Source organism: Paraburkholderia sp. C35, from assembly GCF_003121405.1.
Classification (GTDB): Bacteria; Pseudomonadota; Gammaproteobacteria; order Burkholderiales; family Burkholderiaceae; genus Paraburkholderia.
Genome location: NZ_QBUY01000036.1, coordinates 1 through 20,607 on the forward strand (window position 1 = coordinate 1; position 20,607 = coordinate 20,607).

A 20,607-nucleotide genomic window follows, 5' to 3' on the forward strand; every position below is an offset into this window, starting at 1 on the left:
CCACCTGGGCGGCCGTGGACTAACCAACAAGGTGTGCTGGACGCGGGGGCGTGAAGCGGGTGATGCGCTCTTTAAGAACGCTGGCAACGGGCATTGACAGGAAGGATGCCGTGTGAAGGATAGGACCGGCTGGGGGCCCGCAGGCAAGGACCGTAGTGGGTGGTGTTCAGCGGCTTTCTTTTGCCTACTTTTCTTTGCCGCGGCAAAGAAAAGTAGGTGCTGCCCCGCACAGGGGCGACGCATGAAGTGGTAAGTCACATCGCGGATGCCCGCGACAGCGCAAAACTCGGATGCCCGCGCCAGCGCAAAAAACCCACAGCGACAGCTCTCCACCTGACACCCAGAAAAAAGCCCGCCATAAAGGCGGGCCAAGTCGCTGCGCTAGTACCTTCTGGATCCCCGTCACCGGGGAAAACCTGACTCGCAAACAGATTATTCGACGTGTTCGCCGTGCAGAATCACGTCCAGACCTTCGCGTTCTTCTTCTTCCGTCACGCGCAGGCCAATCGTCATGTCGATGAGCTTGAGCAGGATGAAGCTGATCACGCCGCTGTAGATCAGCGTCGTCAGCACGCCCTTAGCCTGCAGAATGACACTGCCGTCCGCGCCGCCGATGTCCTTCACAGCAAACACGCCCGTCAGCAACGCACCAACGATACCGCCGATGCAGTGCACGCCGAACGCGTCGAGCGAATCGTCATAGCCCATCTTGTGCTTGAGCCATGTTGCCGACCAGAAGCACACCACGCCTGCGATCAGACCGATGGCCAGCGCGCCGCCCACACCGACGAAACCCGAAGCCGGCGTAATCGCCACCAGACCTGCCACTGCGCCCGACACGATGCCGAGCACCGACGGCTTGCCCTTCGCAATCCATTCAGCAAACATCCAGCCGAGAGCAGCCATGGCCGTAGCAACCTGCGTCGTCAGCATCGCGAAACCGGCACGGCCGTCAGCCGCCACCGCCGAACCCGCGTTGAAGCCGAACCAGCCCACCCACAGCATCGACGCACCGATCATCGTCAGCACGAGGTTGTGCGGCGCCATCACGTCCTTGCCGTAACCAACACGCTTGCCGAGCACCAGGCAGCAGACCAGACCTGCGACACCCGCGTTGATGTGCACCACCGTGCCGCCCGCGAAGTCGAGGATGCCTGCGCTAGCCAGCCAGCCGGTCGGTTCCCAGACCATGTGCGCGATCGGCGAGTAGACGATGATCGACCACAGCGTCATGAAAATCAGCATTGCCGAGAACTTCATGCGGTCTGCGAATGCACCCGTGATCAGCGCCGGCGTGATGATCGCGAACGTCATCTGATAGACGAAGTAGACCGATTCCGGGATCGTCGGCGCGAGGTGGCTGACCGTCAGCGTGGTCGCCTTGTCGCCCTTGATGTAGGCCATGCCGTGCAGCATGAAGCGCGAGAAGCCGCCGAGGAACGAGCCACCCGGCGTGAACGCGAGGCTGTAGCCGACCACGGTCCAGATCACCGTCACGATGCAGGTGATCGCGAAGCTTTGCATCACCGTTGCAAGCACGTTCTTCTTGCGGACCATGCCGGCGTAGAACAGCGCGAGACCGGGGATCGTCATGAACAGCACGAGGGCCGTCGAGGTCAGCATCCAGGCGGTGTCGCCCGAGCTGATCTTCGACGAGTCGACCGAGAACGGAGCGGTCGGGGCAGCAGGCGCTGCGTCCGAGGCAGCAGCGGCTGCCGATGCGTCAGCCGGTGCGCTGGCAGCCGGGGCTGCCGAAGCGTCCGCAGCCGGTGCGCTTGCAGCAGGCGCAGCCGCTGCATCCGACGAAGCCGGCGCGCTCGCCGTCGTGTCCGGGGCGGAAGCCGCGGCGGGGGCCGAGGCGTCGTCCGCGAGGGCAGCGCCGATGCCGACCGTCAGCAGCGAGCCGGCCATCAGCAGGGACATCAATAATTTACGCATCTTCAGTTTCCTCTTGTCGCTGTTTTTTACAGTGCGTCCGCGCCGGTCTCGCCGGTACGAATCCGAATCACCTGTTCGATCGGCGTGACGAAGATCTTGCCGTCGCCGATCTTGCCCGTACGTGCCGCGCGCTCGAGAGCTTCGATCGCCTGGTCGACGATGTCGTCCGACACCGCGGCTTCGATCTTCACTTTCGGCAGAAAGTCGACGACGTACTCGGCTCCCCGATACAACTCCGTGTGGCCCTTCTGGCGACCAAATCCTTTTACTTCTGTCACCGTGATCCCCGAGACGCCGATGGCCGACAGGGCTTCGCGCGCCTCATCGAGCTTGAAAGGCTTGATGATTGCGGTAATGAGTTTCATGAAATCCTCGCTGTAGTGACTCAAACCCGTTTGCGTGACTTGCATTTGCCTTGCGCCCTGCTTTCGGTCACTCCCCCGATACCTCAGCAGTGGCACATCTCCAGACGGCGTCCCGCCGGTGCGCGGGGCAGTAACAGCAACGTCCATGCCATGTTTGTGGCAGACTCCCGCACTCGCTTGTGCCACAAGGGTTTGCGCGTTTTCTTGTCCGGATGGCCAGTTCAGGGCCAGTTGGGTGGCGCGCTATCGGGATCGTTGCTAGAGTGTTTGCAGGCTTGGACCACAGGCGTGCGCACCAAAGGCGCCCATGTATCGGAGGGCTGCCTGGGTGCTTGCACCAGAAACGATCATTCAGTGTTACGAGGCACGCGCGTAACATCGCATGCACAATTTTTGTGCAATTAAGGGGAATGAAATGAAACAACCAAACGACGTCTTCAATGACTTTCAGGCCAAGGTCTCGGAGCTGTTCAAGAACTCGCCGGCCAAAGATGTCGAACGCAATGTGCGCGCGATGCTGTCGCAAGGCTTTTCGAAACTCGATCTGGTGACGCGCGAGGAATTCGACACGCAGACGCAGGTGCTCGTCCGCACCCGCGCGCGGCTCGAAGAGCTCGAACGGCGCGTCGCCGAACTCGAGCAGAAGCTGCCCGTGAGCCAATCGTCCTGATCCAGCTGTTCTGAATTGCACATCACAGGCAAGCGGCCCGTGACGTCATCAGCGTTTTAAGGTGATCGCGCCTCGCAGGCGCGTCGGGACGGGAGAAAACATGTCGCTTGCCGTGGTGCGCAGTCGCGCGCCGGCCGCTGGCCGTGCGCCGGAAGTAACCGTCGAGGTACATCTCGCCAACGGGCTGCCTTCATTTTCCATCGTCGGTCTGCCTGATCTCGAAGTGCGCGAGAGCCGCGAGCGCGTGCGCGCGGCGCTGCTGAATTGCGGTCTCGATTTTCCCGTGCGGCGGATCACCGTGAATCTTGCCCCGGCGGATCTCCCCAAAGAATCGGGCCGTTTCGATCTGCCGATTGCGCTCGGCATTCTCGCGGCAAGCGGCCAGATCCCCGTCGAATCGCTTGCCCATCGCGAATTCGCCGGTGAACTCTCGCTGACGGGTGCACTGCGTCCAATGCGCGGCGCGTTCGCGATGGCGTGCGGCACGGCGCGCGGTCATCTTTCTTATCCCGACGCCGCATCCGATGGACGGGACGATTCCGCGAGCGAGCGCACGCCGGAACTCTATCTGCCGCTTGCCAGCGCCAAAGAGGCGGCGCTGGTGCCGGGTGTCGACGTGTATGGCGCGGCGGATTTGCCGTCGTTGTGTGCGCATCTGTCGGGCGACGCGGACGCGCGGCTTTATCCCGTTGCAGCGGCGACGCTACCGAAGGAAGCCCTCGCCGCGCCGCCCGATATGGCTGACGTCATCGGTCAGCGCGGCGCACGGCGCGCGCTCGAAGTCGCCGCGGCAGGCGGCCATCACATGCTGATGATCGGTCCGCCGGGCGCGGGCAAGTCGATGCTCGCGGCCCGTCTGCCCAGCCTGCTGCCGTCCATGACCGACGACGAAGCGCTGACGTCCGCCGCCCTGCTCTCGGCGAGCGCCGCAGGCTTTACGCCTGCACAGTGGCGCCGAAGGCCATTTCGCTCGCCGCATCATTCGTCGAGTGCTGCCGCGCTGGTCGGCGGGCGCAATCCGCCGCAGCCTGGCGAGATCACCCTTTCCCATCTCGGCGTCCTGTTTCTCGATGAACTGCCCGAGTTCGATCGGCATGTACTCGAAAACCTGCGCGAACCGCTGGAAAACGGCCGCATCACGATCTCACGCGCCGCGCTTCAGGCGGATTTCCCCGCCGCATGTCAGCTGATCGCTGCGATGAATCCGTGTCCGTGCGGCTGGCGCGGCGACCCTGGCGGCCGTTGCCGCTGCACCACCGAAGTCGCCGCGCGCTATATGCGCAAGCTGTCGGGACCGCTGCTGGACCGTATCGATATTCAGATCGAAATTCCCGCGCTTTCGCCAGCGGAACTGTCGGCACGTTCGACGGCGACGGGTGAAGCGAGCGCGGCGATCGCGCAACGCGTGGAAACCGCTCGCGAGCGCCAGCTCCAGCGGCAAGGCAAAACCAACCGCGAACTGAGCGGTCGCGAAGCCGATGCCGTCTGCCGTCCCGACAACGAAGGCGAGCGGTTGTTGCGCGAAGCAGGGGAGCGCTTCGGCTGGTCAGCGCGTGCTTACTATCGCGTGCTGCGCGTAGCAAGAACCATCGCCGATCTCGCTGGAAACGAGGTCCCGAACGCCGCGCAAATCTCGGAAGCGATCCAGTATCGGCGGGCGCTCGCTACTCAGTAAAAGCTGCGAACGACAAAAAATGCGTGTCAAGACTTGACTTATGCACATTTCCCCGCCGGCGATAGATTTTGATACAACTGAAAGCCTGTTGTGAGGCGTCTCAGCAAGATCGTTGATTTTATTGGCTTTTTTAAAATGCCAAGATTCAGGGCAAAGTGCCAAACTGCCCGTCCGATGGGCATGTGCGGCCTGCCGCACAGAGTTACCAACAAAGTTATCCACAGATCCTGTGGGTAACAAAAAAAGTCGTGTGTAAACGCGAGATTAGCGAACTTTCTTGCGAGTAAACTTTCACTTCGAGCGATTGTCGAAAACGCCCGTTCGACCCTAAATCAGTAAAGTTTGAACGATCCGAAGAATTGCTCGACTTGTTCCGGCGGCGGTTCTTTGCTCGCGATCACGGCCGCCTGGTATACATGCCGCCCCTTCGCGACCAGCCGCGCATGCATGATCCGCGTTTCGTGCTTCGGGCCCGCCGGGCCGCTGAACGTCATCTCCAGACCTTGCACCTGGCCGCCCACGGCGAGCGGAATCGCCGTTGCGTGTGCGTCGGGCGCGGAGCCGAGGTTATGCGCGAGGCCCGAGCGCAGATAGTCGAGCGCGCTGAGCTGCACCTGCGGATCGTCGCTGGGCAGCATCACCGTGCCGACGGCGAAGACGGCGTCGCCCGCTTCGGCAATCTGCATCGACATGTTCATCGGCGTGCCGCCGATATTGATTTCCCGCTGATCGGTGCTCGGCTTGGCAGGCAGATCGACCGTGTAGCCGTTGTCGTTGTTCATGATCGTGCGCCAGTCGTAGGTCGGCGAGCAGGCGGCCAGCGCCCAGCCGACCGCCAGCGCGGCAACGGCTTTTGCAACCAGCGGACGATACGAACCACGGGGAAATGAGCGAAAAACGGGACGGAGCATGACGCGGCGTATGGAAGTGACGGGGCGGAAAGCACCATTATCAGCTGTTATCCACGGCTTAACCGCGTCGCCAGCCACGTCGCAGGATTGCCGCTACAATATGAGACAGTTTTCGGGGCGTCCTTTTTCCGCTGCTGTTCTGGCAGCTTCCGGGCGCCTTACGACGTGTGTTTCACGCGTTTTCCGAGGTCATCTTCATGAGCCAAACCAACGTTACCCGGCGCGCCAGCCCGATCCGCTACATCGTTGCCGTTGTCGTCGCCGGAGCGATTGCTGTCGCGGGCTATTTCGCGTTCGGCAGCCAGCAGCATGTGCCTGATGCAACCTTCACGCTGCTGTCCGGCCAGAAAGTGTCGACGGCCGATCTGAAGGGCAAGGTCTATCTCGTCAACTTCTGGGCGACGAGCTGCGACACGTGCATGAAGGAAATGCCGCAGATGGTCCAGACCTACAACCGCTTCAAGGACAAGGGCCTGGAGTTCGTCGCGGTGGCGATGAGCTACGACGCGCCGATGTACGTGACCAATTACACGGAAACGCGCCGCCTGCCGTTCAAGGTCGCGATGGACGATGGCACGGCCGCAAAGCAGTTCGGCAATGTGCAACTGACGCCGACCACGTTCGTGATCGACCGCAATGGCAAGGTGCTCAAGCGCTATGTCGGCGAACCGCAGTTCGCGGAACTCGATCAGTTGCTGACCAAGGCGCTCGGCTCGACCTGCCCGGCTGCACTATCTATTTGAAAGCGGCGGGCATCGCGCTCAGTTCTTTGTAGCGCACCCGCCGTTAGCGGCAGATCCAGGCTGTCGTACCGAAGCAGCAGCACTTCACACATACCGCTCCCCTTCCCCACGCGCCGCCAGTCCGTAACGCGTGATCTTCTCGTACAGCGTCGCCTTGCCGACCTGCAAGCGGTCCGCCGCGATAGCAACTGCGCCGCCCGTCTGCTCCAGCGCTTCCGCAATCACCGCACGCTCGACCTGCTCGACGCGCTCTTTCAAAGGCTGCGTGACGGACGTCAGCGCATCATCAGTGGTAGCCGTCACCGTATCGTCGCCGACACCCAGCACGAAGCGATCGGCGGCATTGCGCAACTCACGCACGTTGCCGGGCCATTCGCGCTGCATCAGGTTCGTGCGCTGACGGTCGGTGAGAATCGGCGCGGGACGCTGATACCGCACGGCCGCATCGAGCAGGAAGTGCTCGAATAGCGGCGCGATGTCTTCGCGCCGCTCCGACAGCGGCGGCAACGCAATCGTCACCACGTTGAGGCGATACAGCAGGTCGCGCCGGAACGTACCTGCCGCAACGTGTTCGGTCATGTCGCCCTTCGCCGCCGCAACGATGCGGCAATCCACGCGTATCGGCTGGTTCGATCCGAGCCGCTCCAGCACACCATCCTGCAGCACGCGCAACAGCTTCACCTGCAACGCGAGCGGCATGCTTTCGATCTCGTCGAGAAACAGCGTGCCGCCCGACGCATGTTCGAGCTTGCCAATGCGCCGCTTCGCCGCGCCCGTAAACGCACCCGGCTCGTAACCAAACATCTCCGATTCGAACATCGGCTCCGGCAGCGCGCCGCAGTTCACCGCGAGAAACGGCTTGTCCCGGCGCGGCGACAGTTCATGCAGGCTGCGCGCGATCAGTTCCTTGCCCGCGCCCGTATCGCCGTTGATCAGCACGGAGGCATCCGTCGGCGCGACGTTGGCGATCAGCTTGCGCACCTGCTCGATGGCAAGACTGCGTCCGATGATGCGCGGCGCAAGCGTGCCCTGCCCCGCCAGTTCGCGGCGCAACGCGAGGTTCTCGAGCAGCAGCGTGCGGCGCTCCAGCGCGCGGCGCACGGTTTCGATCAGCCGCTCGGAGGCGAACGGCTTTTCGATGAAATCGTAGGCGCCGTCGCGCATTGCCTGCACGGCCATCGAGATATCGCCGTGCCCTGTGACGAGAATCACGGGCACATCGGGCGCGCGCTCGCGGCATTGCGCGAGCAGATCGAGACCGCTCGCGCCCGGCAAACGAATGTCGCTGACGATCACGCCAGCAAACTCCGCGTTGATCAGCTTCGCCGCCGATTCCACCGACGCATGCCCGACCACGTCGAATCCCGCGAGTTGCAGGCTTTGCACACTCGCGCGCCGCACGAGTTCGTCGTCTTCGATATAGAGGACTTGCACGCCCTTGTTCATGTTCGATACACCCTAAATACGTCGCACATCACGATCCCGTCGCGACGGAGCTTGCGATATCGGCAGGCTGCGCGCCCGCGCGGCGCAGCGTCAGCACGAATTCGGCGCCGCCTTGCGCGTTGTTGCGCGCGACCAGCGAGCCGCCGCAATCGCGTGCAATCGACGAGCAGATAGCCAGCCCCAGTCCGAGTCCCTGACCCATTTCCTTCGTCGTGAAGAACGGCTCGAACAGGCGCGGCAACACGTCGTCGGGAATGCCGGGACCATTGTCGCTCACGACGATCGCCAGCGATGCCTGCGCGGTCTGCACATCGATCGCGATGCGTGGCGCGGGCATCCCGGCTACGGCGTCGAGCGCGTTGCCCAACAGATTGATCAGCACCTGTTCGAGCCGCAGATCGTCGCAGAGCGCGACGAGCTTCGCATCGTCGCTATCCAGATTGAAGCGCACGGGCGCCGCGCCTTCGTCGCTCAATGAGACATCGACGGTTACGCCCTGCAAGCGCTTTTGCAGCAGCGTCAGCGTATTGCGCAACGCGCGCGCCACGCCCGCACGCGCATTGCGAGGCCGCGCCCTTCCGACGAACAGCTTCAGCTGGTTCGTAATCTTGCCCATGCGCTCGGTGAGCGCGGCAATCGCTTCGAGGTTTTCTTTCGCCGATTCATGATCGCCGCGTTCGAGAAACACGCGCGTGTTGTCGGAGAATCCGCGCAATGCGGCGAGCGGCTGATTCAGTTCATGCGTGATACCCGCCGCCATCTGTCCGAGCGCGGCGAGTTTGCTCGCCTGAATCAGTTCGTCGTGCGCAGCGCGCAGTTCCTGTTCGGCGCGGGTGCGCTCGCCGACTTCCTTCTTCAACTGTTCATTCGCCTGCGACAGATCCGCCGTGCGCTCGGCCACGCGCTGGTTCAATTCCGCGTAGGCCTTCTGCAGCAGCGCGCGGCTGCGCATCACTTCGCGCACCCGTGCGCGACGCATGCGCCAGTAGAACAGCAACAGACACAGCGACACGTAACCGAAGCCCGTCACGATCGTCGCGTAGCGGGCGTCGGCGTTGACGGGATCGATAGGTGCCATCGTGATGAGGCGCCAGTCCGGTTCGCCGAGCGTACGCTGAGACGCCAGAAAACGCGGCGCTGCGTAATTGCCTCCGCGCCCGCCGCCGATGCGCACGATCTGCGCGCCGCCTTCGAGCGAGCGCACGACTGTCATCGGCAGTGGCGCGATCGGCTGGCGTGCGTACTGGCGGGTATCGAAGATCGACGCGATCACGTCGCTGGTGAGCGGCTTGACCGTGTGGTACTTCCACGCGGGCACCGACGACAGAAAGATCACGCCGTGATCGTCGGTGACGATCAACGGTTCCGATGCATCCGCGCCCTGAAACCATTCGAGATTCAGTTTGACGACAGCCACGCCGACGATCTTGCCGTCGCGCCGCACCGGCTGCGAGATGTAGTAACCGGGATCGAGCGACGTCGTGCCGATGCCGAAGAAACGCCCGACATTACCCTTGATCGCTTCGACGAAATACGGCCGGAACAGATACTCATGGCCGATGAAACTGTCGGGCTGATTCCAGTTGCTCGCCGCTACACAACGGCCCGAAGCCGTGACGATATACGCGACATTGGCACGCGCGCGTCGATTGAGATCTTCGAGATATTGATTGGCCCGCGCCACATTCTCCGCATCCGGCGACGCCCGCGCGTCTTGCACAGTGGGATGTTCGCCGAGCAGATAAGGCAGCGACTCGTAGCGTTCGAGCGTGCTCTTGAGGGCAGCCGTGGTGCGGTCCGCGCGCACTGCAGCGTTGCGCCGCAGTAGATCGATGCCGTGCTGCCACGTGATGGTCCACGTGAGTCCGCAGGCCGCCACCAGCCCGGCGACGAGCGCGAACAGGATCAGCAGGCGGCGCGTCACAATGGCGGGATTCGTTCGATGAGGATCGCCTATTGTGGCATACCGGTCCTCATCGTCGTCGGACGCATCGAATCCGCCGGGTGCGTTGGGTGCATCCAATGCGTCAGGCGGCTCCGGCGCCGCCTGCACTGCATGCGGCGCCGCGCCGTGTTGCCGCGGCGGCGCTTTCATGGCTCAGACCTCGGCCGCTTCGCTGACCGACACGTCGCGGCTCATCACAGCGCGCATCTTCGAGCGGTCCAGTTCCTTTTCCCATGCCGACACGACGATCGTCGCGACACCGTTGCCGACGATGTTCGTCAGCGCGCGGCATTCGCTCATGAAGCGGTCGATACCGAGAATCAGCACCATGCCCGACAGCGGGATGGTCGGCACCACGGCGAGCGTTGCCGCCAGCGTGATGAAGCCTGCGCCCGTCACGCCGCTCGCGCCCTTCGACGTCAGCATCGTCACGGCGAGCAGCGTCAGTTGCTGGCCCCACGTGAGATCGGTGTTGGTCGCCTGCGCGATGAACAGCACGGCCATCGTCATGTAGATGTTGGTGCCATCGAGGTTGAACGAGTAGCCCGTCGGAACCACCAGACCGACCACCGAGCGCGAGCAGCCGAGCTTTTCGAGCTTCAGCATCAGTTGCGGCAGCGCCGCTTCCGACGAGCTCGTGCCCAGCACGATCAGCATCTCTTCCTTGATGTACGCGACGAAGCGCAGGATGTTGAAGCCGACGATACGCGCGATGATGCCGAGCACCACCACCACGAACACGATCGACGTCAGATAGAACGTGCCGATCAGCTTGAGCATCGGCACCAGCGAGCCGATGCCGTACTTGCCGATCGTGAACGCCATCGCGCCGAACGCGCCGATCGGCGCCAGCTTCGTGATGATCTTCACGATGCCGAACAGGATGTGCGACAGGCTTTCGATGAAGTTAACCACCGGCTTGCCCTTGTCGCCCGCCGTTGCCAGCACCGCGCCGAACAGCAGCGCGATCAGCAGGATCTGCAGGATTTCACCCTGCGCGAACGCCGACGACAGCGTGTCCGGGATGATGTGCATGAAGAAGTCGACGGTCGTCTGGCCGTGCGCCTTCGCGGCGTACGACGCGACTGCCTTGCCGTCGAGCGTCGCCGGGTCGATGTTGAAGCCGGCGCCCGGCCTCAACAGGTGCGTGGCCGCGAGGCCGAGAACCAGCGCGAAGGTCGAGACGATTTCGAAGTACAGCAGCGCCTTGCCGCCGACGCGCCCGACCTTCTTCATGTCTTCCATGCCCGCGATGCCCGTGACCACGGTACAGAAGATGATCGGCCCGATCACCATCTTGATGAGCTTGATGAACCCGTCGCCGAGCGGCTTCATGTCGGTGGCGAGCGCGGGATAGAAGTGCCCCAGCGCAATGCCGATGATGATCGCAACGATCACCTGCACGTAGAGGACTTTATGAATAGGTTTCTTCACGATGGTGTTCCTGCAATGGAGTAAAGCTTGGGTGGACCGAAGGCCGACCACGCATCACATGGACGAACGATTGACGTGCGTCGTGCGCGCAGGCTGAGCCGCGTACAGACGACGAAATCAGAGGGACCAGAACAGGAACTCGGGCATCGTTGTCTCCATGCTTTGTGTAGTAAGCCGGCCTTTGCAGCCGCGCTTTCTAATTGCAAGGTCGATGCCAGGCTTTATTTCTTACCTAGCCTGTTGATTTTTAAGATAGTTTTGAAGCACTGACGTGCGCAGCGTTCCGGGTTTCCGGAAATCCGGAATCCGGACGTCCGGAAACCCCGACGCGCGTAAGAGCGACTCTAAGGGCTAACCCTGAGCGCCTTCTTCGAGCACAAGCAGGTTTTCATGCGAGAAACCGAGCGCCACCGGTTGGCCGCGTTCGGGCAAACGGCGGTTCGGATCGTTGAAAACGTCGAGAGAGATCACTTCGTCTTTGACGCGCGTACGAATGCGCACGATCGCGCCGAGGAAGCTCACCTCTTCGACCGTCGCCGTCAGCGTGTTGCGGCCCGCGACGGGCGGTTCCAGCACGATCGCTTCCGGGCGCAGCGCGAGCATGCGCTTCTTGCCGGCGTCGTCGGCGGGCAGCGGCTGTGTGGTGCGCAGTTCCTGGCCATCGACAGCCATGCGGCCTGTAGCCGGATCGACCACGTGGCCCGACAGGATATTCAGTGTGCCGACAAACGACGCGACAAAACGCGTGCGCGGATAGTTGTAGATCTCGAGCGGCGTGCCGACCTGCTCGACGCGCCCTTCGTTCATCACGACGATGCGGTCGGAGATCGACAGTGCTTCTTCCTGATCGTGCGTGACGAAGATCGACGTGATGCCGAGTTCGCGTTGCAGCGCGCGAATGTCCTGACGCAGTGAAATGCGGATCTTCGCGTCGAGCGCCGACAGCGGTTCGTCGAGCAGCAGCACCTGCGGCTTGCTCGCGAGCGCGCGCGCCAGCGCGACGCGCTGCTGCTGCCCGCCCGACAATTGCCACGGATACCGCTCGCCGAGATGCGGCAGCTTGATCAGTTGCAGCATTTCATCGACGCGCTTTTTGATCTCGTCTTGCGGACGGTGCGCGATCTTCAGCCCAAAGCCGATGTTCTCCGCCACCGTCATGTTCGGGAACAGCGCGTACGCCTGAAACACCATGCCGACCTTGCGCTGACGCGTGCGCAGATGCGTGACGTCGCGGCCATCCAGGCGGATCGTGCCACGCGTCGGCGTTTCGAACCCGGCGATCATGCGCAGCACCGTCGTCTTGCCGCAACCCGACGGACCGAGAAAGGTGATGAACTCGCCGCGCTCGATCTTCATGTCGAAGTGCTGCAGCGCCGTATTCGCGCCGAACGACTTATGCAGGTTTTCGATTTCAAGAAATGCCATGACGATGCCTCAATTCAACATCAGGGTTTCTGCGCGGCAAGCGTGCGCGCAGAGCCGAATACCTGGATCAGTCCCATCGACGCCCACGTGACCGCGAATGCAATGATCGCGAGCGCCGACGGCTCATACGCGCGGTTCGCGCCGATCAGTTGCAGATACGGGCCGAACGCCGGACGGTCGAGCAGGCTTGCCAGCGTGAACTCGCCGATCACCACCGCAAAGGTGAGGAACGCGCCCGACAGAATGCCCGAGCGGATGTTCGGAAAAATCACCTTGAAGAGAATCGTCGGCCAGTTTGCGCCGAGACATTCGGCGGCTTCCGTCAGCGCGCGGATATCGACGGCGCGCAGGCCGGCATCGACCGCGCGGTACATGTACGGCAGCGACAAGGTTACGTACCCGAACACCAGCAGCAGATCTGTCGCGCGTTCGTTTGCCGTGAGCGGCAGGATCGAACTGCTGTTGTAGATACGCAGATAGCCGAACACGATCACGATGGCGGGCACGACGAGCGGCAGCAGCGTGATGAACTCGACGATGCCGCGCAGCTTCGGCAGCCGCAGTTGTACCCAGTACGCCGTCGGCACAACCAGCAACACGCCGACCACGATCGTCAGCAGCGCCATCAGGATCGAATAACCGAACGACGCCTGAAAATGTGGGTCGCCGAGCACGACCTTGTAGGCATCGAAGCTGTACGTGCCGCGCCGCATGCGCAGGCTGAACTCGAAGGTCGCGATCAGCGGAATCAGAAAGTACAGGGTGCCGACGATCATCGCCGTCCATGCACCCACGCGCGATTGTTTGTTCATCGGCGTCCCCTTTCGGCGCGCGAACGCAGCCAGATGTAGCCGCCGTTCGACAATCCCGTCACGAGGATCATGCCGAGCGCGAGCGCATAGCCGAGGTTCTGGTTGTGCAGCACGTCGCCGCGAATCTGCGCGTACAGCAGAATGGTCACGATGTTCAGCGAGCTGCCCGTCAGCGCGTACGCCGTCGCCACTGCGCCGAACGAGTTCGCGAACAGCAGCAGCGTCGCGCCGAGCACGCTCGGCCACAGTACCGGCAGCGCCACATGGCGCCAGTACTGATAGGCCGTACCGCCGAGGCAATCGCAGGCTTCACGCCATTCACGCTTCAAACCATCGAGCGCGGGCGTGATGATCAGCACCATCAACGGAATCTGGAAATACAGATAGGTGATCGTCAGGCCCCAGAAGCTGAGGATGCTGAAGCCCGTCGAATACAGATTGATGCCCGTGTACTTCTTCAGCAGCACGGTCACGAGGCCGACGCGCCCGAGCGTGCAGATGAATGCGAACGCGAGCGGCACACCGGCGAAATTCGATGCGACGCCGGAAAACGTCAGCAGCGTCGGGCGAATCCAGTTGGGCAGTTTGCCCTGCACGGCAGCCCATGCGAGCAGCGAGCCGAATATCGCACCGCCCAACGACGACGCCGCGCTGACCTTGAAGCTGATCCAGTAGGCATCCATCGTGCCTTCCTGGAACAGATCGCGCATATTGGCGAGCGTGAAATGGCCTTGCGCGTCCTGGAATGCGCCGACCATCAGAAAGCCCGTCGGCAGGATCAGGAACAGCAACGCGAAGATAAAGAACGGCATCACGCCGATCCACGTCCAGATGGGTGACGACCGCCCCGGACCATCGACCTTCGGCGCGGGTTGCGGCACGGACGGAACCATCAGGTCCGCCTGACCGCCTGATCCGGCTTCCGATGAAGCGCTCATAAACTTACCCTCGAACAGACTCGACCACTTCTTCTCGCCGCATAGACGGCCGCGCGATGCACACGCATGGCGCGCTCCGCATCGCCAGGGCGCCAGCGGCCGGACTGCCGGCCGCCGGATCACACAGCGCTTACTTGACGTTCGCGCCGACCACGGAGTCCCACTGCTTGGTCACGACATCCTTCGTCGCGTCCTGCTGCTGCAGCGTCGGGAACACCGCGTTCTTGTACGCCGATGCGGGCGGCAGCTTGTCGAGCAGCGCCTGCGGCACCTTCTTCTGCGACACCAGTTCGTTGTAGCGGATCGGGTGGCAGTAGCCCGTCAGCCAGCCAAGCTGGCCTTCGTCCGAGTACAGGTATTCCAGCCACAGCTTCGCAGCGTTCGGATGCGGCGCGTAAGCGCTGATCGCCTGCACGTACACGCCTGCGACCACGCCCGTCTTCGGCACCACCACCTGCACCTTCGGGTTGCCCTTCAGCGTGTCGCGGTCGGCGAGTGCGTTGTAGTCCCAGCGCACGATGATCGGCGTCGTACCTTGTGCAAGCGATGCTGCCTTGCCGATCACAGGCACGAAGTTGCCGTTCTTGTTCAGGTCGGCGAAGTACTTGAGGCCGGCTTGCGCAGCCTTGCTCGCATCGCCCTTCGCCGAAGAGAGACCCGCTGCGTACACGCCCTGGATCGCCTGGTTTGCCGAACGCGGATCGCCAGCCAGCGACACGGCGTTCTTGTAATCGGCCTTCTGCAGATCGCTCCAGTCGGTCGGCACCTTGTCGATCATGTCGGCGTTCACTTCGAACGACAGCACGCCGTAGTAATCGCCCGTCCAGTAACCTTCAGGATCCTTGTTTTCGTTCGGAATCGACTTCCACGTTGCGACCTTGTACGGCTGCAGCAGGCCTTGCGCCTTCGCGGCCGGACCGAACGACAGACCCACGTCGATCACGTCGGGTGCCTGCGGACCCTTGTTGCCCTTGTTCGCCTTGATGGCTTCGACTTCATCGCCCGAACCTGCGTCCGGGTTCAGTTCGTTCACCTTGATGCCGTACTTCTTCGAGAAGTCCGCGATCATCGGGCCGTAGCCGCACCAGTCGTGCGGTAGTGCGATCACGGTCAACTGCCCTTCCTGCTTCGCGGCGGCGACGAGCGCCTCGGGCGGCGCTGCGAGTGCACTGCCTGCGGCGGCCACGCCGGACGCCAGAAGGAAACAACGCAACGTGGTCGGTTTCATAGTGTTCTCATCCTCTGCCGAAAATTGCTACGTTAGGAAAGCTGCTTGTCGACGTCTTTTGTTGTGCGCACACGTGCATGGTGCACGATGCTCGCGCCAAGTTGGCTCGCGGTCAGCTCACGACGTCCGCGCCGATCATATCGAGGCGATCGGTACAAATCATGTCAACGCCCCACTTCGCCAGTTCGCGTGCGCGGGCCGGATCGTTCACGGTATAGGCGAGCACGCGCAAGCCGGCTTCGCGGATCGCGCGGACGTTCTGCTGGGTCAGATGCTGGTGATCGGCGTGCAGCGACACACAGGCGAGCTCGCGCACGATCGCGAGCCAGTCGTCGGGCAGCGCCTCGAACAGCATGCCGCGCGGCAGCGACGGTGCAGCATCGCGGGCCGCTGCGAGCGCTTCGAATGAGAAGGACGACAGCAACGGCTTCTGTGTACGCCACAGGTCTTTGGCTGCGAGCGCGACGAGACGACCGGTGATTTCATCGCGGCCAGGGCAAGGCTTGATTTCGATGTTCGCTGCAATCGCCTCGCTGGCACAGCGCGCCGCGATCTGCGCGAGCGTCGGCAGGCGTTCATCGGCGAAACGGGAATCGAACCATGCGCCGGCATCCAGCGATGCCAGCTGTTGCCACGTGTGTTCTGCAGCCGGGCCGTGACCGTTGGTGGTGCGGTCGAGATCGTCGTCGTGCAACAGGAAGATCTGGTCGTCCGAGGAAAGCTTCGCGTCGAACTCGATCATCCTGTAGCCGAAGCGCGCGCACATCTCGAAGCCCGCGAGGGTGTTTTCCGGCGCCAGCTTGCCGCCAATGCGATGCGCGACCCGCCGTGGATACGGCCAGTCCGCGGATAAAGCCTGATCGATCCCGTTGCCCATCGTGCTTGCCTTCACAAAGATCTGATGGAACTGCAGCCTGCTTGCGACGACGCGTGTGCGCCGTTGTATCTTATTCTGAGGATCGCGAATGGATGGTCTTCACTACGCGATGCGACGCAGGCTTGTCATTGCACGACATCCGCGCAGCCCGGAACGTCAGGAAACATAACGCAGCAGACATTTCATTTCGTTTTCGAAAATCTGCTGTTCGCGATGTTTCAAATCGGGCGCGAATGTCTCAAAATGCGAAGGCTAAATATAAATACCCAAAGTTGCAAGCTCCCAAAAAAATACAACTGCAAAGGACACAGGCAACGCGCGCTTATGCGCTTTGACATCGGATGGACACAATCCGTTGGTAGTGGTTTATACGTAAAAAAGAACACGTAGCCGCGCATCGCAGCGGGTCTCAAAACGTTAAATACGAACAGGCGAGGAACGATACGCATGTGGCAGGAAGACCGTCATCAACGCATACGCGCACTGCTCTCCACACTCAAACGTGTATCGACCGAACGCATCATGGCGGATCTCGGCGTATCGCGCGAAACGGTGCGGCGCGATCTGCTCGATCTCGAAGCGCTGGGCGAACTGCGTCGCGTGCATGGCGGCGCGATCAAGCCCGCCGACGAAGCGCCCATTGCCGAACGCGCGCAGTCGCATGTGAAATCCAAGAAGGCGATTGCGAAAGCTGCGACGGGCGTGGTCGCGAGCGGACAGACGCTGTTCATCGACGCCGGCACGACCACGGCCGCTCTCGCCGACGAACTGGCCAAACTCGCGAACCTGACCATCATCACCAATTCCATCGATGTCGCGATGAAGATGCGCGGCGCGCCGGAACAGCGCGAATCGTGGGCCAACGAAGTCATTCTGCTAGGCGGCTCGATCAGCGACCGCGCGCTGTCGACCACGGGCGAGACGACCATTCTCGACATCCAGCGTTATCGCGCGGACATCGCGCTGCTGTCGCCCGTCGCCGTCGATGCGAAACATGGCGCCAGCAACTACGACCGCGCGGAAACGGAAGTTGCACGCGCGATGGTGGCCAATGCCGACAGCGTCGTGATACTCGCCGACTACAGCAAGATCGGACAGCGCAGCCGCATTGCGTACTGCGCGCCCGAGAAAATCGACATGCTGATCACCAATCGCAAGGCAACGGATGTCGCGACGTTCGCGCTACTCAGGCGCAAGGTTGGCAAGGTGGTGCTCGCCTGATTCTGGCCGCTTGCGCCGTTACGACTGCTGATGCTCGGTCACGACAGGCGCCTCTTCATGCATGCGCTTGCGCAAGCGCGTGTCGTGCAGCGCGCCTGCCGATTCGAGCACGGGATAAGCGGTCGAACAGAACAGCGAATTGAGCCGCTTCATATCGCTGATCACATCGAGATGCAGCGCGCTCGTTTCGACGCTGCGCAACGTCTGTCCGGCGAGCCGGTCGAGATGCTTGTACGAATACGCGCGCTCCAGATCGCGGAAGCGCTCTTTCTCGGCGAGCAGCAACTCCGCGCAGCGCAGATCGTTGTTCAGAAACACCGACATGCCCAGCTGCAGATTGCCGACCAGTCGCGTATGCAGATCGTCGAGTTCGCTGAGGCCTTCTTCCGAGAACGCGAGGCGATGAGCAATCTTCTTCTCTTCGATATCGGTGACGATGCGTTCGATGATGTCGCCCGCATGTTCGAGGTTGATCGTCAGCGCGATGATGTCGGTCCAGCGGCGGCTGTCGGCATCGTCGAGCTGCTCGCGTGAAATGCGCGCGAGATACGCTTTGACTTCGGCATAGAGATGATCGACGTCGTCATCCATGCGGATCGTTTCGCGCGCCTTCATGAGATCGTTGTGATGGATCAGATGCGACACGTTGTCGAGCATCGCGCGCACGATATCGCCGATGTGCAGTACTTCGCGCGCCGCATTCGACAACGCGAGCGTGGGCGTGGCGAGCGACGTGGCGTCGAGATGGGTCGGACGAAGCTGGCCGTTCGGATCGGGCCGATCAGGCAGCACACGGCAGCATGCGCGCGCCACGGCGTCGATGAGTGGCATGCAGGCGCAGCAACGCAGCGTGTTGTAGATCACGTGGAAGCCGACCACGGCCTCGCGCGGGTTGTTGATCAGCACGGGCAGGCCGCGCGCGAGCAGCGGCGCGAATGGCAGGATCAGCAGCGCGCCCGCCTGCTTGAAGGCGAGGCTGCCGAGCGCGAGACGGCGAGCCGCCGTGTTCTGCGCGAGCGTGCCGCCCAGCGCGAGCAATCCACTGCCCAGATTCGCGCCGATCACGAGGCACAGCGCCACCTTCAGCGAAATCACACCTGACGAAGCGAGCGTCGCCGTCAGCAGCACGGCTGCGAGACTCGAATAGGAAATGACGGCGAAGGCGGCGCCGACCAGCGCGTCGAGCATCGTATCGCCGGTCAACGCGCCAAACATCACGCGCACGCCGGCGCCTTGCATCATCGGCTGGGCCGCTTCGACGATCAGATGGAGCGCCAGCAGGATCAAGCCCAGCCCAATGGCTGTGCGGCCAACCTGGCCCAGGCGATTCTGCTTGCGGGAGAGAAACAGCGGCACGCCGAACACGATCAGACAGGGCGAGAGCCAGGACAGATCGAGCGTGAGGATACGGGCCATCAGCGCCGTGCCGACGTCCGCGCCGAGCATGATGGCGAGGCCGCTCGCGAGCGGCAACATGCCTTGGGCCGCAAACGACGTGACGATCATCGCCGTTGCATTGCTGCTCTGCACGAGGCTCGTGACAGCGACGCCTGCCGTGAAGGCTTTTATGCGGCTGTTGGTGCTTCGCGCGAGTGCGCGTCGCAGGTCCGCGCCCCAGACGCGCAGAATGCCGGTGCGGACAATATGCGAGCCCCATACCAGCAGTGCTACACCCGACAGCAAGTTCAGCAGGATCAGCATACGCACGACGCTTCAGGTTATCCGCTTTTCGCGGAACGCTCTGCGTCGCTGTCATGCTGGACGCAGGCGTCCCGAACCCATGCTGGTTAGTGTTGCACAGATTTGCGTTGTTGTAGTTTTGTGTTGTTTGGTTTTTTGTGGTGATTGCAACAAATCGCGGCTGTTCGTGCTGAGTGCGTGCGTGAGTGCAGATGCCAACACATCCGCAAAAACAACAAAGCCCGCTTACGCGGGCTTTGCTACATCAGACAGACTCGACACCGTCAGGTGAAAACTCAGACCACCCCTGCGTCATGCGCCTGCACATCGGCGTGATAGCTCGAGCGCACCATGGCGCCAACCGCCGCGTGCGTGAAGCCCATCTTGTACGCTTCTTCCTCGTACATCTTGAACGTATCGGGATGCACATACGAACGCACCGGCAGATGATGCTCCGAAGGCTGCAGATACTGCCCGATCGTCAGCATGTCGACGTTGTGCTCACGCAGATCGCGCATCACTTGCAGGATTTCTTCTTCCGTCTCACCCAGGCCGACCATCAGGCCAGATTTCGTTGCGACATCCGGATGCAGCGCCTTGAAGTCCTTCAACAGCTTCAGCGAATGCGCATAGTCCGAACCCGGACGTGCTTCCTTGTACAGACGCGGCACCGTTTCGAGGTTATGGTTCATCACATCAGGCGGCGCAGCGTTCAGAATGCCGAGCGCGCGATCCAGACGGCCACGGAAGTCCGGCGTCAGAATCTCAATACGCGTTTCCGGCGACAGCTCGCGCGTCTTCGCAATACATTCGACGAAGTGCGCCGCGCCACCATCGCGCAGGTCGTCGCGGTCCACACTCGTGATCACCACATACTTCAGCTTCAGCGCCGCGATCGTGCGCGCGAGGTTCAGCGGTTCTTCCGGATCGAGCGGATCAGGACGGCCGTGGCCGACGTCGCAGAACGGGCAGCGGCGCGTGCACTTGTCGCCCATGATCATGAACGTCGCCGTGCCCTTGCCGAAGCATTCGCCGATATTCGGGCAGCTCGCTTCCTCGCAGACCGTATGCAGGTTGTGCTCACGCAGAATCTGCTTGATCTCGTAGAAACGCGAATTGCCCGTGGCCGCCTTCACGCGGATCCAGTCGGGCTTCTTCAGCTTTTCGATCGGAACGATCTTGATCGGAATGCGCGCAGTCTTGGCTTGCGCCTTCTGTTTGGCGGTCGCGTCGTAGGGCGTCGCAGCGGCGTTGACAGGGTTCGTAGCGGCGGGATTCGCGGTAACGTCAGTCATTCGT

At 62.2% G+C, this 20,607-nt stretch carries 17 protein-coding genes; 4 read left to right on the plus strand and 13 right to left on the minus strand.

The features are described from left to right. Positions 1-432: 432 nt before the first annotated feature. Positions 433-1,938 (minus strand): ammonium transporter, encoded by a 1,506-nt coding sequence (locus DK391_RS21410; protein ID WP_109479989.1) that lies wholly within the window; start codon positions 1,936-1,938, stop codon positions 433-435. Between the two features lie 26 nt (positions 1,939-1,964). Beyond that, positions 1,965-2,303: a P-II family nitrogen regulator gene (locus tag DK391_RS21415; RefSeq protein ID WP_006048089.1), complete on the minus strand. Its 339-nt coding sequence runs from the start codon at positions 2,301-2,303 to the stop codon at positions 1,965-1,967. A gap of 415 nt (positions 2,304-2,718) precedes the next feature. Here DK391_RS21415 and DK391_RS21420 point away from each other — a divergent pair, with 415 nt between their 5' ends. Both DK391_RS21420 and DK391_RS21425 read left to right on the plus strand, forming a co-directional pair. Further along, positions 2,719-2,973 (plus strand): accessory factor UbiK family protein, encoded by a 255-nt coding sequence (locus DK391_RS21420; protein WP_007577719.1) that lies wholly within the window; start codon positions 2,719-2,721, stop codon positions 2,971-2,973. 100 nt (positions 2,974-3,073) lie between these two features. Further along, positions 3,074-4,648 carry a YifB family Mg chelatase-like AAA ATPase gene (locus tag DK391_RS21425; RefSeq protein WP_109479990.1) on the plus strand — a complete coding sequence of 525 codons (1,575 nt, stop codon included), beginning with the start codon at positions 3,074-3,076 and terminating at the stop codon, positions 4,646-4,648. 332 nt (positions 4,649-4,980) lie between these two features. Here the strand turns inward: DK391_RS21425 and DK391_RS21430 are convergent, their stop codons facing one another. Continuing rightward, a complete protein-coding gene (locus DK391_RS21430) occupies positions 4,981-5,559 on the minus strand; it encodes a hypothetical protein (protein WP_239482908.1) in 579 nt (192 codons plus the stop codon). 197 nt (positions 5,560-5,756) lie between these two features. Between DK391_RS21430 and DK391_RS21435 the strand changes: the two genes are divergently transcribed. Beyond that, positions 5,757-6,302: a TlpA disulfide reductase family protein gene (locus tag DK391_RS21435; protein WP_109480047.1), complete on the plus strand. Its 546-nt coding sequence runs from the start codon at positions 5,757-5,759 to the stop codon at positions 6,300-6,302. Positions 6,303-6,386: 84 nt separating this feature from the next. On the opposite strand, the gene DK391_RS21440 is transcribed toward DK391_RS21435, so the two are convergent. The 8 genes from DK391_RS21440 to ugpQ form a co-directional block, all read right to left on the minus strand. Continuing rightward, positions 6,387-7,748, minus strand: coding sequence for a sigma-54 dependent transcriptional regulator (locus DK391_RS21440; protein WP_109479991.1), 1,362 nt, complete (start codon positions 7,746-7,748; stop codon positions 6,387-6,389). Positions 7,749-7,776: 28 nt separating this feature from the next. Beyond that, positions 7,777-9,843, minus strand: a complete 2,067-nt coding sequence (locus DK391_RS21445) for a sensor histidine kinase (RefSeq protein ID WP_109479992.1) — start codon at positions 9,841-9,843, stop codon at positions 7,777-7,779. Between the two features lie 3 nt (positions 9,844-9,846). Then, positions 9,847-11,127 carry a dicarboxylate/amino acid:cation symporter gene (locus DK391_RS21450; protein WP_109479993.1) on the minus strand — a complete coding sequence of 427 codons (1,281 nt, stop codon included), beginning with the start codon at positions 11,125-11,127 and terminating at the stop codon, positions 9,847-9,849. Positions 11,128-11,478: 351 nt separating this feature from the next. Beyond that, positions 11,479-12,552, minus strand: a complete 1,074-nt coding sequence (locus tag DK391_RS21455; RefSeq protein ID WP_109479994.1) for an ABC transporter ATP-binding protein — start codon at positions 12,550-12,552, stop codon at positions 11,479-11,481. Positions 12,553-12,572: 20 nt separating this feature from the next. Then, positions 12,573-13,364: an ABC transporter permease gene (locus DK391_RS21460; RefSeq protein WP_109479995.1), complete on the minus strand. Its 792-nt coding sequence runs from the start codon at positions 13,362-13,364 to the stop codon at positions 12,573-12,575. Continuing rightward, positions 13,361-14,302: an ABC transporter permease subunit gene (locus tag DK391_RS21465; RefSeq protein WP_109479996.1), complete on the minus strand. Its 942-nt coding sequence runs from the start codon at positions 14,300-14,302 to the stop codon at positions 13,361-13,363. The genes DK391_RS21460 and DK391_RS21465 overlap by 4 nt, the downstream gene beginning before the upstream one ends. Positions 14,303-14,432: 130 nt before the next feature. Continuing rightward, positions 14,433-15,530 carry an ABC transporter substrate-binding protein gene (locus DK391_RS21470; RefSeq protein WP_109479997.1) on the minus strand — a complete coding sequence of 366 codons (1,098 nt, stop codon included), beginning with the start codon at positions 15,528-15,530 and terminating at the stop codon, positions 14,433-14,435. Between the two features lie 112 nt (positions 15,531-15,642). Continuing rightward, on the minus strand, positions 15,643-16,407 hold the full coding sequence (ugpQ, locus tag DK391_RS21475; RefSeq protein ID WP_109479998.1) for a glycerophosphodiester phosphodiesterase: 765 nt from the start codon (positions 16,405-16,407) through the stop codon (positions 15,643-15,645). Positions 16,408-16,854: 447 nt separating this feature from the next. Here ugpQ and DK391_RS21480 point away from each other — a divergent pair, with 447 nt between their 5' ends. Next, positions 16,855-17,628, plus strand: coding sequence for a DeoR/GlpR family DNA-binding transcription regulator (locus DK391_RS21480; protein ID WP_109479999.1), 774 nt, complete (start codon positions 16,855-16,857; stop codon positions 17,626-17,628). Positions 17,629-17,646: 18 nt separating this feature from the next. Here the strand turns inward: DK391_RS21480 and DK391_RS21485 are convergent, their stop codons facing one another. Then, complete coding sequence (locus tag DK391_RS21485) at positions 17,647-19,329, minus strand: Na/Pi cotransporter family protein (protein ID WP_109480000.1); 1,683 nt, start codon at positions 19,327-19,329, stop codon at positions 17,647-17,649. A gap of 275 nt (positions 19,330-19,604) precedes the next feature. Next, positions 19,605-20,603, minus strand: coding sequence for a lipoyl synthase (gene lipA, locus DK391_RS21490; RefSeq protein ID WP_109480001.1), 999 nt, complete (start codon positions 20,601-20,603; stop codon positions 19,605-19,607). Positions 20,604-20,607 lie beyond the last annotated feature (4 nt).